Origin of the sequence: Streptomyces sp. NPDC058274 (assembly GCF_042881375.1) — a bacterium.
Classification (GTDB): Bacteria; Actinomycetota; Actinomycetes; order Streptomycetales; family Streptomycetaceae; genus Streptomyces.
On the sequence record NZ_JBHVXW010000014.1, the window covers coordinates 28,910 to 41,851 of the forward strand.

Sequence of the window (12,942 nt, forward strand, 5' to 3'; positions counted from 1 at the left end):
AAAGAAGGGGGGCCGCCCATGGGCTGGCACCGGGAGCTGCTGATCGGCTTCGACCTGGAGACGACCGGCACGGACCCGCGCGAGGCGCGCATCGTCACCGGGGCGGTGATCGAGCTCAGAGACGGGGAGCCGGTCGGACGCCGTGAGTGGCTGGCCGATCCGGGCGTGGAGATTCCGGCGGACGCCGTGGCGGTGCACGGGATCAGCAATGAGCGGGCGGCGGCCGAGGGCCGGCCGGCCGACCAGGTTGCCGACGCCATCGCCGCCGTCCTCGTGGGCTACTGGCAGTCGGGCGTTCCGGTCGTCGCGTACAACGCGGCCTTCGACCTGACCCTGCTCTCCGCCGAGCTGCGGCGCTACGGACTGCCCTCGCTGCGCGACCGCCTGGGGGGCATGGACCCGGCCCCGGTCATCGATCCGTACACCATCGACCGTTCTGTGGACCGCTATCGCCGCGGCAAGCGGAATCTGGAGGCGGTCTGCACGGAATACGGGATCGCGCTCGATTCCGCCCATGACGCCATGGCCGACGCGCTGGCCGCGGCCCGGCTGGCCAGTGCCATAGCCGGCCGCCACCCGAAGGTCGCGTCCCTCGGCCCGGCGGAGCTGCACCGCCGTCAGATCGAGTGGTACGCGGAATGGGCGGCGGACTTCCAGAGCTTTCTGCGCCGCAAGGGGGACCCGGCGGCGGTGGTGGACGGGGTGTGGCCACTGCGGGACCTGGCGGACGAGACGGTCTGAGAGCCGCCTCTCGCCTACGCGTTCCTCGGCAGAGACGACCGTCGGGAGACGCGACTGCCCGGAGCTGGTCGCCTCGACCAGGCCGCGCACCCCCACCGGGCCGGTCATCTCGACCAGGCCGCGCATCCCCACCGGGCCAGGTCATCTCGTCCAGGCCGCGCACCCCCACCGGGCCGGTCATCTCGACCAGGCCGCTCGCCCCGGACACGCCCGTGCCCGGCGCGGAAGGGGTGTCTCCGGAGCAGTGCGTGCTCTCCGGAGAACCCCGTCCTCAGAACGGATACCAGCGCACGGTCTCGTCCCCGTCCCGCAGGGACGCCACCCGGCGCTCGAACTCGGCAAGGGCCTTCGGATTGGCCGGCGCGTGCTGGGCGACCCAGGCGCAGCTGGCCGTCTCGCGGGCGCCGCGCAGCACACCGCAGCCCTCCCACTCGCGTACGTCCCAGCCATAGGTCCCCGTGAAGGAGTCGTACGCCTCGGCGGGAAGTCCGTAGCGGTCGCGGGAGAGGGCCATCACCACCAGGTCGTGCTCGCGCAGATCGGCCGAGAAGGTCTCCAGGTCGACCAGGACCGGTCCGTCGGGTCCGGCGTGGACATTGCGGGGCAGCGCGTCGCCGTGGATGGGGCCCGGCGGCAGATGCGGGCGGAGTGCGGCCGCGGCGGTCGCGAAGCCGTCGCGCCGCTCCCGCAGATACGCCGCGTCCGCGGGGTCGATCGCGTCGCCCGCCAGGCGCAGCCAGCGCTCGACACCGTCCAGCAGGTCGCGCGGCGGCAGGGTGAAGGGAGGGGAGGGCAGCGCATGGACCACCCGCAGCAGTTCCGCCAGGTCCCGCGGTTCGGCGGGGCGTACGGGATCGGGCAGCCGGTGCCACACCGTCACCGGATGGCCGTCCACCAGCAGCGCCTTCGGCTCGGCGGCCCGCACCGCGGGTACGCCTTCCTCGGCGAGCCAGGCCGCGATGCCCAGCTCCCGGCGGGCGCGGTCGAGGAGTTCGGCGTCGCGTCCGACCTTGACCACCAGGTCTCCGGCGGCGAAGACCGCGTTCTCGCCCAGGGCGAGGAGCTCCGCGTCCCGTGCCGGACCGGGCAGCACCCCCGCGGCGGCCAGCACGTCCCGCGCCCCTGCCTCGTCCATCCTTCGCCTCCGTGTCGTCGTGCTCATGGCGTATCGATCGCGCCGTGTCGTCGTGTGTACGGCGTGTCGATCGCGCCGTGTCGTCGTGTGTACGGCGTGTCGATCGCGCCGTGTCGTCGTGTGTACGGCGTGTCGATCGCGCCGTGTCGTCGGGCGGGCGGCGTCGCGCTCACGCCGTGTCTCCGGACGTGCCGGAGTGCGTCCGCGTACGGCGGCGCGTTCCGGCCATCCGTCGGCCAGTGTCGCATTTGCACTGGTCGGACCGGTCACAAGGGTGTGCGCGCTGCCTTGACGCCGTGTCAGTCCGTCAGGACCATGACGGGGGCCGCCGGGTCGGCCGGATCCGCACGAGCCGCCCAAGGAGCCGAATCCGTGACAGTGGCGACCGCGACGAAGCGGTCAACGAAGCGCGCGCCGCGAGACGGCGGGAGTCCGCCGCCCGCCGACCACGGCGCCTGGTTCCTCGTACTGCCCGCGCTGATCCCCATCCTGGTGCTCAGTGTGGGGCCGCTGCTTTACGGGATCGCGCTGGCGTTCACCGACTCACAGTCGGGCCGGACCGTGCCCACGCGGTGGATCGGCGCGCTCAACTTCCGGGATCTGGCGCACGACACGCTGTTCTGGGACTCGTTCCGGATCGGCCTGGTCTGGGCGTTCGGGGTGACGGTGCCGCAGTTCCTGCTCGCGCTGGGGCTGGCCCTGCTGCTCAACCAGGACCTGAGACTGCGCTGGCTGGCCCGGGCGCTGGCGATCGTTCCGTGGGCGATGCCCGAGGTCGTGGTCGGCATCATGTGGCGGCTCGTCTACAACCCGGACGCGGGCATCCTCAACGAGACCCTGCGCGATCTGAGCCTCGGCGACGGGCGTGACTGGCTGTCCGGACTGGGCACGGCCCTGTCGGCAGTGATCGTCGTCGGCATCTGGGCCGGGATGCCGCAGACGACGGTCGCTCTGCTCGCCGGTCTGCAGAACACCCCGCGCGAGCTGCACGAGGCGGCCGCGATGGACGGGGCGGGTGCCTGGCGCCGCTTCCTGACGGTCACCTGGCCGGCTCTGCGACCGGTGGCGCTCGCGATCACGGCCCTCAACTTCATCTGGAACTTCAATTCCTTCGCCCTGGTCTACGTGCTCACCAACGGCGGGCCGGGCGGCCGGACGCGGCTGCCGATGCTGTTCGCGTACGAAGAGGCGTTCCGTTACGGGCAGTTCGGCTACGCGGCGGCGATGGGATGCGTGATGGTCGCGGTGATCTCGGTGATCCTCGCCCTCCAGTTGGTGGGCCGGCTGAGGGGAGGCGACGACCAGTGAGCGCCGTGCCGCGGGCGAGCAGGCGTGCCTCGGGTCTGCGTACCAGCGGACAGGCCCGCGCGGGGCAGTACCTCGCGCTGCTCGCGTATCTCGTCTTCCTCGCCTTCCCCTTCCTGTGGCTGATCTCCACGGCCTTCAAACCGCCGCGCGAGCTGGCCGGCCTGCACCCGACGTGGATCCCCAAGGACCCCACCCTCGCCAACTTCCGGCAGGCCTTCGACGAGCAGCCGCTGCTGCACGCCGCCCTCAACTCCCTGATCGCGGCGCTCGGGGCGGCGGTGATCGCCGTCCTGATCGCGACCCCGATGGCCTATGTGATGGCCCGCCGCCGGACGTTGCTCGCGAAGGCGGCCACGGGGTGGGTGGTGGTCAGTCAGGCGTTCCCGTTCGTGCTGGTGATCATCCCGCTGTTCCTGGTGCTGAAGAACCTGCGGCTGATCAACTCGGTGCCCGGACTGATCATGGTGTACGTGGTGTGGGCGCTGCCGTTCGCGCTGTGGATGCTGGTCGGGTACGTACGGGCCGTGCCCACCGAGCTGGAGGAGGCGGCGGCGGTCGACGGGGCGGGGAAGGTGCGCACGCTGGTCTCGATCACCGCGCCGCTGCTGGCGCCGGGGATCGTGGCCACGGCACTGTTCGCCTTCATCAGCGCGTGGAACGAGTTCTTCTTCGCGCTCGTGCTGCTCAAGACGCCGGAGAAGCAGACGCTGCCGGTCGTGCTCACGCACTTCATCGGCGCGGAGGGTGTCGCGGACCTCGGCCCGCTGGCCGCGGCGGCGTTCCTCGCGACGCTGCCTTCCCTCGTCATCTTCGCGGTCATCCAGAAGCGGATCACGGGCGGCATGTTCGCCGGGGCGGTGAAGAGCTGATGCGGCGCAGGCGCTGGATCCCGGTCCTGGCCGCGTTCGGGCTGCTGCTCGCCGGCTGCTCAGGCGACGGGTCGAAGAGCGGTGGCCCGGTCACTCTCCACTTCCAGTCGCTGGCCTGGCAGCAGGAGTCCGTCACCGCCAACAAGGAGCTGGTGAGGGAATGGAACGCCACACATCCGGACGTCAAGGTCGAGTACGTGCAGGGGAGTTGGGACAGCGTCCATGACCAGCTGCTCACCTCCTTCGAGGGCGGCGAGGCGCCGGACATCATCCACGACGCCTCGGACGACCTCGCGGACTTCGCGTACGGCGGCTATCTCGCCGACCTGAGCGAGCTGCTGCCCGACCGCCTGAAGTCCGACATCCCGCAGCGCAGTTGGGCCACGACGACGTTCGGGAGCGGGATCTACGGCGTGCCGTTCCTCCAGGAGCCGCGGGTACTGATCGCCAACGCCAAGTGGCTCAAGGAGTCGGGTGTGCGGATTCCGACGCCCGAGAAGCCGTGGACCTGGGAGGAGTTCCGGGAGATCGCGAAGCAGCTGAGCGGCAAGGGGACCTACGGGGTCGCCTGGCCGCTCAAGGAACCGGTCTCGGCGACACTCAACCTCTCCTTGTCGGCGGGCGGCCAGTTGTTCCACCGGGGTGCGGACGGCAAGGTCACGGTCCGCTTCGGGGCCGCCGACGCGGTGGTGCCCCGGACCGTCCGCGACGAGGTCAACACGGACAAGAGCGCGTCGGGCACCACGCTGGGCATGGGCGGCTCCGACACCCTGCCCGGGTTCTTCGGCGGCAAGTACGCGATGGTCCCGCTCGGCTTCTCCTACCGGCAGCAGCTCGCCCAGCAGGCGCCCAAGGGCTTCGACTGGCAGGTGCTGCCCGCCCCCGCCGGCGACGAGGGACTCGCCCAGGGGGTCAGCCCGCAGACGCTCTCCGTCGCCGAGGACAGCCCGCACAAGAAGGAGGCCGCCGAGTTCATCGACTTCCTGCTGCGGCCCGCGAACATGGTCCGGCTCGCGCTCGGCGACTGGATGCTGCCGACGGGCACGGAGGCCCTCAAGGACCCGGCCCTGCACACCACCAAGGACGACTGGGCGACCGGCACGGCGCTGACCGCGCAGCTGCGCTCGGCGCCCGCCCAGTCCGTCCGCGGCTACGCCGAGTGGAAGGACAAGGTCGCGACGCCCGCCTTCCAGGAGTACTACAGCGGAGCGATCGGCCTGGACGAGCTGAGACACCGGCTGGAGAAGGACGGAAACCTGGTGCTGGCGCGCTATCAGCGGTGAGTTGATCCGGGGTGGGGGGCGGAGTCGTACGGCGCACGCAGCCGCACGGCACGGGCGGAGCCGTACGGCGCACGCAGCCGTACGGCGCACGCAGCCGCACGGCACGGGCGGCGACACGGCACGCGCAGTCGAACCGCACGCGCGGCGATATCGCACACCCAGACGCACGGCGCACAGCAGCCGCATGGCGTACGCAGCCGTACGGCGCACGCAGCCGCGCACCCCCTCTGGACCGGGCCGGGGCGGGACGGCCGACGTGCGGGTGGCCCGGGTAGAAACCCGTGGGGCACCCTCAAATAAGTTGCACGAGACGTATCGTCTCGCCTAGCCTCGCGTCATGACCACTCCACGCGCCCATATCGCCATGTTCTCCATCGCCGCCCACGGTCATGTGAACCCGAGCCTCGACGTCGTGCGGGAGCTCGTGGCCCGCGGGCACCGCGTGACCTACGCGATTCCGCCCTCCTTCGCCGAGAAGGTCGCCGAGACCGGGGCCGAGCCCAGGCTCTGGAACTCCACGCTGCCCACGGACGAGGATCCGGACGCATGGGGGACCGAGCTGATCGACAACATCGAGCCGTTCCTGGCGGACGCCCTCCAGGCCGAGCCGCAGCTGGCCGCGGCGTACGCGGGGGACGAACCGGACCTCGTGCTGTACGACATCACGGCGTACCCGGCCCGGGTCCTCGCCCACCGCTGGGGCGTCCCGATCATCCAGCTCTCCCCGAACCTGGTCGCCTGGGAGGGATACGCGGAGGAGGTCGGCAAGCCGATGTTCGAGCCGCTGAAGCAGACCCCGCGCGGCAAGGTCTTCTACGACACCTTCGGCCGCTGGATCGCCGACCACGGCATGGAGCTGAGTGTCGAGGACTTCATGGGCCGGCCGGACCGCTGTCTCGTCCTGATTCCCAAGGCGCTCCAGCCGAACGCCGACCGGGTCGACGAGACGCGCTACACGTTCGTCGGCGCCTGCCAGGGCGACCGGTCCGAGCAGGGCGACTGGCAGCGCCCCGCCGGCGCCGAGAAGGTTCTCCTCGTGTCGCTCGGGTCCAGCTTCACCAAGCGGCCGGACTTCTACCGCGCCTGTGTGCAGGCCTTCGGAGACCTTCCGGGCTGGCATGTGGTGCTCCAGATCGGGCGGTTCGTCGATCCGGCGGAGCTCGGAGTGGTCCCCGCCAACATCGAGGTCCGCTCGTGGGTACCGCAGGTGGCGGTCCTTCGTGAAGCCGACGTGTTCATCACCCACGCCGGCGCGGGCGGCAGTCAGGAGGGACTCGTCAGCGGCACGCCCATGGTCGCCGTACCGCAGGCCGTCGACCAGTTCGGGAACGCGGACATGCTCCAGTCCCTCGGGGTGGCCCGCCATGTGCCGATGGAGGAGGCGACGGCGGAGAAGCTGCGCGCGGCGGTGCTGGCGCTCGTCGACGATCCCGAGGTGCACCGGCGCCTGAAGGAGGTTCAGGAGGAGATGGCGGCGGAGGGCGGAACGCGCCGGGCCGCGGACCTGATCGAGGCGGAACTGCGCGCGGCGCGGCACCCTGCGTGAGGGACGGGGCTCGACGCCGCGGCTCGTGAGGGCCGCAGTGCCGCCACCCGCTCTTCGTGAGGGCCGTAGCGCCGCCGGCTCTTCCTCAGGGTCGTAGCGCCGCCCGTTCTTCGTGACGGTCGCAGCGCCGCCCGCTCTTCCCCAGGGTCGTAGCGCCGCCCGTTCTTCCTCAGGGTCGCAGCGCCGCCCGTTCTTCCTCAGGGCCGTAGCGCCGCCGCCCCGCTCCCCGTGCGATTCGCCCCGTATAAGAGCCCCGTATGCGATGGAATGTCACCGTCCGCGCGGCTCGGGGCTCCGGCGCGTCACGGTTGCACAGGAACTGTGAAGTCCTGGCGCCCTTTGGATAACGGACGGGTCATTCGATAACGCTCGGGTAACGCAGGTGTCGCCCAGGAAGTGCACGGACTCGTCCGAGCAGTTGGACCGATACCCCCCGGGGAAGGTTGCACAGGCGGGATCTTGTGACTCGGGTCAACGGCTTCTTAGCGTGAGATGAATTCCAGTCGAACGCCAGGAAGTTGACCCATGCGATCCCCACGCCGAGACATTCCGCCGCTCATCGAGGTCCGACGTATCACGGAGAAGAAGCGCGACGCATGGTGGACCGTGCTGCTCGTCGACCCGGTCGCCACGCCGCTGGTCCGCCAAGTCGCGCTGCGCACCCGGATCACGCCCAACCAGATCACCTGGGGCGCGTTCCTGCTGGGGCTGGTGTCGGCGGTCTGTTTCGCCTTCGGTGACTGGCGCTGGCTCATCGCCGGCGCCGTCGTCTACCACCTGAGCTTCATCCTCGACTGCATGGACGGCAAGGTCGCCCGGCTCACCGGTCAGAGCTCGGTGTTCGGGGCCTGGCTGGACTTCGTCTTCGACCGCATCCGGGTGCTGGTGTGCGGGGTGGCGCTGATGGCCGGGCAGTACCAGCGCAACGGCGAGACGGTCTACATCTGGCTGGCCCTGGCCGTCGTCGGCCTGGACACGCTCCGGTACATCAACTCCCTGGAGATCTTCAAGATCCGTCACTCGATGCGCAAGCAGATCAAGGCCCGTCTGCGGGAGGCGCGCCGCGCGGAGAACCAGACCGAACTCGCCTTCATGGAAGACCTGTTGCGGGACAACCCCGAGGCGGACATCGAGCAGGACCTCCGCACGGCTGCGGCAGCGCAGGAAACCGCCGTCACCGCCACCGCCGCTACGGCCGAGGCCGGCACGCCCGTCATCGCCGGGACCGGAACCCCCGCCACCGCCGACAAGACCGACGCGACCGACGCGACCGACGCGACCCAAGGGAGCGAAGAGACCGACGGACCCGACGCCCCGGCCCACCTCCCGCCCTCCCGAGTCATCGACCTGCACCAGGAGTTCCGCCACCGCTTCCCCGCGTATCTGCGCGCCCGCAGCTTCCTGCTGCGTCACCGCATCCGCACGCATCTGATCAGCGGAATCGAGTTCCAGATGGGTGTGTTCATCGTGGGACCGCTGCTCGACTCGGTGATCGAGGCGACCATCGTCTCCGGCGCCCTGCTGCTGGTCTTCGAACTCGCCATCATCTACAAGCTGTTGCTGTCCACCCGCGACTTCACCCGCACCATCGACTCCTTCGACCGCGACCACGTGACGACGGCGGCCTAAGCGGGCAGCACTGTGGCCGGGGTGCGTGCACCCCGGCCACGTACAGCAGGTGGTGCGATCAGACCCCGACCCGTTCGCCCTCGACGGCCGGCGGGTGCGGCGGTTCGGCGACCGGCTCCGGCGCCTCGTCGTGGGTGAGGTCGGGCAGGCGGTGCAGCCACTTCGGGAGGTACCAGTTGTGCTCGCCGAGCAGCGCCATGACCGCCGGGAGCAGCACTCCGCGGATGATCGTCGCGTCGATCAGCACGGCGGCGGCGAGGCCGACGCCCATCTGTTTCATGGACTGCATGGACAGCGTGCCGAAGATCGCGAAGACGGCGACCATGATGACGGCGGCGCTCGTGACGACACCGGCCGTGGTGACCACACCGTGCTGGATGGCGTCCTTGGTGCTGCGCCCCCGCATCCGGGCCTCACGGATCCGCGAGACGACGAACACGTGGTAGTCCATCGAGAGCCCGAACAGGATCACGAAGAGGAACAGCGGCAGCCAGGTGATGATGGCTCCCACCCCCTCCGCGCCCACCAGCGAGGCGCCCCACCCGTGCTGGAAGACGGCGACCAGGATGCCGTAGGCGGCGCCCACCGACAGCAGGTTGAGGACGATCGACGTGATCGCGATGGTCAGGGAGCGGAAGGACAGCAGCATCAGCAGGAGGGCGAAGACCACCACGAAGGCGAAGACCGGGACCACCGAGCCGATCAGCTGGTCGTTGAAGTCCTGGTTCCCCGCGACCTGTCCGGTGATCGGCGCCTGGACACCGTCGACCTTCCCGAGCGTGTCGGGCCGCACCTTGTCGCGCAGCAGCTCCAGGCTCTTGCCGGCCTTGTCCTGATCGGAGCCGCCGACCAGCGGGACGTACACGAAGGCGACGTTCTGCCCGTCGTGCACCTTGATCTCGACCGGGCCGCGGGTGGCACCGGAACTGATCGCCTCCGCACGGAAGTCGGCGAGCGCGGTCTTCACCTCGGCGGCGTTGATGTCCTCGGCCTTGACGATCACCTCGGCCGGCTCGGAGCCGCCGGGGAAGGCGTCGTTGATCCGGTTGTACGTGCCCACGATCGGCAGTGAGTTGCCGAACTCCTGGTCCAGAGTGAGGTTCTGCGTCTTCATCCCGAGTGCGGGTGCGGCGATCGCCAGCAGGGCACCCGCCGCGACGACCAGTGAGATCGCGGGCTTGGCGAGCACGACCCGGAGCACGGCGCCCCAGAACCGGCTCTCGCCGTTGCCCTTGCGGGCGCCACCGTTCCTGCGTCGCTTGGCCCGGTGCAGGAACGGGATGCGGCCCTTCTCCACGCGCTCGCCGAGCAGCGAGAGCAGCGCCGGCAGCACCGTCACGGAACCGACCATGGCGACCGCCACGACCATCAGCGAGGCCAGGCCCATCGCCTCGAACTCGGCGAGTCCGGTGAAGAGCATGCCGGCCATCGCGACGCAGACCGTGACGCCGGAGACGATGATGGCCCGGCCGCTGGTCGCGGCGGCGATCCGCAGCGCGGTCCCCGCGTCCCGGCCGGCCTCGCGCTCCTCACGCTCGCGCCGCAGATAGAAGAGGCAGTAGTCGACACCGACGGCCAGACCGACCAGGAGCATCACGGAGTTGGCCGTGTCGCTCATCGGCATCACATGGCTGACGATGCCCATCAGGCCCATCGTCGCCATGATCGCGGTGACCGCGAGCGCCACCGGGAGCAGCGCCGCCACCAGCGCGCCGAACGCGATCAGCAGGATGCCGAGGGCCACGGGTACGGCCGACAGCTCGGCCTTCTTGAAGTCGTCACCGAAGGCGTCGGCGAACGTCTTCATCATGCTGGCGCCGCCGATCTCCTCGATCCGCAGCTCCGTGTGGTCCTTCTGCACCCCCTCGACGGCCTTCAGCACCGGCTCGACGCGATCGCCCGCGGTGTCCGAGTCGCCGCGCATGTCGAACTGCACCAGCGCGCTGCGGCCGTCCTTCGAGATGGTCTTCGTGTCGTACGGCGAGGTGACGTCCGTGACCTTGCCGGTTGCGTCGACGGCCTCGACGACGGCGCTGACGGCGCTGCGGAACTCGGCGTCGGTGGCCTTGATTCCCGCGTCCTTCGCCTGGATCAGGACGCTCTCACTGGCCGGCTCCTCGATCCCGGCGTCGTCGATGATCTGGGCGGCGGTGTGGGTCTCGCCCTTGAGCTGGTCGCTGTCCTTGACGTCGACGCGTCCGGCGGCCGAGCCGAGACCCATCGCCAGGACGACGAACAGCACCCATATACCGACGGCCGCCCATCGATGCCGGGCGCTCCAGCCGCCCGCCCGGGCGGCGATCCCCCGCACCCTTGTGTCTCCGCTCCCCATGACGGGCCTGCCCCCTCGTATGCCGGCGCCGGCCCCCTGCCGTCACCTTCCGCTTCGAAGGTATGGGCCGGATAAGGCCATCTCCTCGTGCTGTTCGATGAACCGGCGGGGGTCGGACTCCTCCCCTCGGACCCCGTTACCTCAGCAATTCGGACGACAGAAGCCCCTTACACGTAACCGGGGATCTCGGGGCCGTGGATCAGGGGCCGAAGTCTCCGACGCCTCCGACGGCACGCCGAGCAAGCTCCTGAAGAGCGTCGAACAACCCGCTCGGTCCCACCGGCCGCGGCCGTCGTGCCCACCCGCACGGGGCACGACGGCCGCTTTATGGTGTGCGGATGACGATGTATGCGGCGCTGCTGCGCGGGATCAATGTGGGCGGCAGCAAGAAGGTTCCGATGGGTGAGCTGCGCACCCTGATGCAGGGCCTCGGGTACGCGGATGTCGCCACGTATCTGCAGAGCGGCAACGCCGTGTTCGGCAGCGGCCACGGCGACGAGGAATCGCTCGCCGGCGAACTCGCCGCGGCCCTCGAGAAGCACTTCGGTTTCACCGTCGGCGTGCTGGTGCGCGACCACGCCTATCTGCGGGCCGTGCGCGAGGCCTGCCCGTTCCCGGCCGCCGAGCTGGAGGGCAAGCAGCTGCACGTCACCTACTTCTCCGAGGCGGTCGACGCGGAACGCTTCGCCGCGGTCACCCCGGCCGACTTCCTGCCGGAGGAGTTCCGCCTCGGCGACCGCGCCCTGTACCTGTACGCCCCCGACGGTCTCGGCCGCTCCAAGCTGGCCCCGGTCCTGGCCAGGCCCGGGCTGCTGAAGGGCCTCACCGCCACCACCCGCAACTGGAACACGGTCGTCAAGCTCGAGGAGCTCACGGGTGTCTGACCACAACCCCGCCGTCGAGGCCGCGATCCAGGGCGAACTGCGGCTGCTCGACCCGGAGATCCGCCGCTCGCCCGAACAGGTCGGTGCGCTGCTCCACCCCGAGTTCCACGAGTTCGGCGCCTCGGGCCGGCGCTGGGACCGGTCCTCGGTCATCGCCATGCTGGCCGCGTCGGCCGAACCGGGAGTGCGGGCGAGTGTCACCTCGGGCATGAGGGGCGTCCAGCTCGCGGCGGACCTCGTCCATCTCACGTTCGACACCGAGCACAACGGCGCCCGCGTCCACCGGAGTTCGCTGTGGCGCAGGATCGGTGAGGAGTGGCTCCTCTACTTCCACCAGGGGACGCCGCTCAGCGCCGGTCCCGCGCGCGCAGGGTGACCTTCCGGACGCCGCCGTGGGTCGTGTACGAGACGATCTCGTCCGGGACCGTGAGGCGGGGGTCCTGGTAGAGGCGCCGCAGCTCCTCCTGCGAGCCGGCTCCGGCGACCGCGTCGGCCAGGACCAGGTCCGCCTCGGTGAGCGCCCCGTCGTCGAGGATCTCCCGGCCCCAGCCGTCCCAGGGGAGCACCTCGACGCCGTTCAGCGCGGCCAGGTCGTGCAGGACGTTGCTCCGCACGAACCACAGCCCCTGGAGACCTCCGAGGTGGCTCACCCCGAAGGTCGCCGCGTCGGCCCGGCCCGCCCGGCACAGCCGCCAGGCGTCACCCGCCACCAGGAACTGGTCCCTCGGCACGTCCAGCGGATCGAACGGCACCTGGTACGACGGGTCGAGGATCTGCGCGTCGGCCAGCCGCCAACTCCCGTCCGGCAGGCGGTACTCGGCGACCCAGTGATCGTCGTGGAAGCCCGCCGCGAAGTACCGGGCGAAACCGCACCGGATCCGGGCCGCTGTGCCCGTGGCCCGCAGCAGCGAGCACAGCAGCAGCGCGAAGTCCCGGCAGGTGCCGACGAATCGCTCTTCCGGCGGGCGGGGCTGGGTGAGCGGGGCGTCGGACCGTTCGCGCAGCAGCCGCAGGATCTCGTCGGCGTAGCGGGACTCGGCGTCCTCGCGCAGCCGCTCCTCGGGGACGGCGTACCCGACGTGCGCGCACTCCAGCCGATGGATGATCAGCTGCCGTACGACGGCGGCCAGTTCGGCCGGATCGCCGGGCAGCGCGTCCGTGTCGAGTCCGCCGGGATCGCTGAACACGCTCTGCGTCTCATGGAGGTCCATGGCG

At 70.5% G+C, this 12,942-nt stretch carries 11 protein-coding genes; 8 read left to right on the forward strand and 3 right to left on the reverse strand.

Features of this window, described 5'->3' with window-relative positions:
- Window positions 1-18: 18 nt before the first annotated feature.
- Window positions 19-741, forward strand: a complete 723-nt coding sequence (locus ACFVYF_RS24975; protein ID WP_389458731.1) for a 3'-5' exonuclease — start codon at window positions 19-21, stop codon at window positions 739-741.
- Window positions 742-1,012: 271 nt separating this feature from the next.
- On the opposite strand, the gene ACFVYF_RS24980 is transcribed toward ACFVYF_RS24975, so the two are convergent.
- Window positions 1,013-1,876, reverse strand: a complete 864-nt coding sequence (locus tag ACFVYF_RS24980; RefSeq protein ID WP_389458733.1) for a phosphotransferase enzyme family protein — start codon at window positions 1,874-1,876, stop codon at window positions 1,013-1,015.
- A 372-nt stretch (window positions 1,877-2,248) separates the two neighbouring features.
- Between ACFVYF_RS24980 and ACFVYF_RS24985 the strand changes: the two genes are divergently transcribed.
- The 5 genes from ACFVYF_RS24985 to ACFVYF_RS25005 all read left to right on the forward strand — a co-directional run bounded on the left by ACFVYF_RS24985 (window position 2,249) and on the right by ACFVYF_RS25005 (window position 8,511).
- Window positions 2,249-3,184, forward strand: a complete 936-nt coding sequence (locus ACFVYF_RS24985; RefSeq protein ID WP_389458735.1) for a carbohydrate ABC transporter permease — start codon at window positions 2,249-2,251, stop codon at window positions 3,182-3,184.
- Window positions 3,185-3,219: 35 nt separating this feature from the next.
- Window positions 3,220-4,053, forward strand: a complete 834-nt coding sequence (locus tag ACFVYF_RS24990; protein WP_383285996.1) for a carbohydrate ABC transporter permease — start codon at window positions 3,220-3,222, stop codon at window positions 4,051-4,053.
- A complete protein-coding gene (locus tag ACFVYF_RS24995) occupies window positions 4,053-5,336 on the forward strand; it encodes an ABC transporter substrate-binding protein (RefSeq protein ID WP_389458737.1) in 1,284 nt (427 codons plus the stop codon). The genes ACFVYF_RS24990 and ACFVYF_RS24995 overlap by 1 nt, the downstream gene beginning before the upstream one ends.
- A gap of 337 nt (window positions 5,337-5,673) precedes the next feature.
- Entirely contained in the window at window positions 5,674-6,882 is a 1,209-nt protein-coding gene (gene mgt / locus ACFVYF_RS25000) for a macrolide-inactivating glycosyltransferase (RefSeq protein WP_389458739.1), read from the forward strand.
- A 525-nt stretch (window positions 6,883-7,407) separates the two neighbouring features.
- On the forward strand, window positions 7,408-8,511 hold the full coding sequence (locus ACFVYF_RS25005) for a CDP-alcohol phosphatidyltransferase family protein (RefSeq protein ID WP_389458741.1): 1,104 nt from the start codon (window positions 7,408-7,410) through the stop codon (window positions 8,509-8,511).
- Between the two features lie 58 nt (window positions 8,512-8,569).
- On the opposite strand, the gene ACFVYF_RS25010 is transcribed toward ACFVYF_RS25005, so the two are convergent.
- Window positions 8,570-10,843 carry an MMPL family transporter gene (locus tag ACFVYF_RS25010; protein WP_389458743.1) on the reverse strand — a complete coding sequence of 758 codons (2,274 nt, stop codon included), beginning with the start codon at window positions 10,841-10,843 and terminating at the stop codon, window positions 8,570-8,572.
- Window positions 10,844-11,181: 338 nt separating this feature from the next.
- On the opposite strand from ACFVYF_RS25010, the gene ACFVYF_RS25015 reads away from it, so the two are divergent.
- Window positions 11,182-11,727 (forward strand): DUF1697 domain-containing protein, encoded by a 546-nt coding sequence (locus ACFVYF_RS25015; RefSeq protein ID WP_389458745.1) that lies wholly within the window; start codon window positions 11,182-11,184, stop codon window positions 11,725-11,727.
- Window positions 11,720-12,103, forward strand: a complete 384-nt coding sequence (locus ACFVYF_RS25020; protein ID WP_389458747.1) for a DUF4440 domain-containing protein — start codon at window positions 11,720-11,722, stop codon at window positions 12,101-12,103. Before ACFVYF_RS25015 ends, ACFVYF_RS25020 begins: the two co-directional genes overlap by 8 nt.
- Here the strand turns inward: ACFVYF_RS25020 and ACFVYF_RS25025 are convergent.
- Window positions 12,075-12,938: a transglutaminase-like domain-containing protein gene (locus ACFVYF_RS25025; protein WP_389458748.1), complete on the reverse strand. Its 864-nt coding sequence runs from the start codon at window positions 12,936-12,938 to the stop codon at window positions 12,075-12,077. The genes ACFVYF_RS25020 and ACFVYF_RS25025 overlap by 29 nt on opposite strands.
- Window positions 12,939-12,942 lie beyond the last annotated feature (4 nt).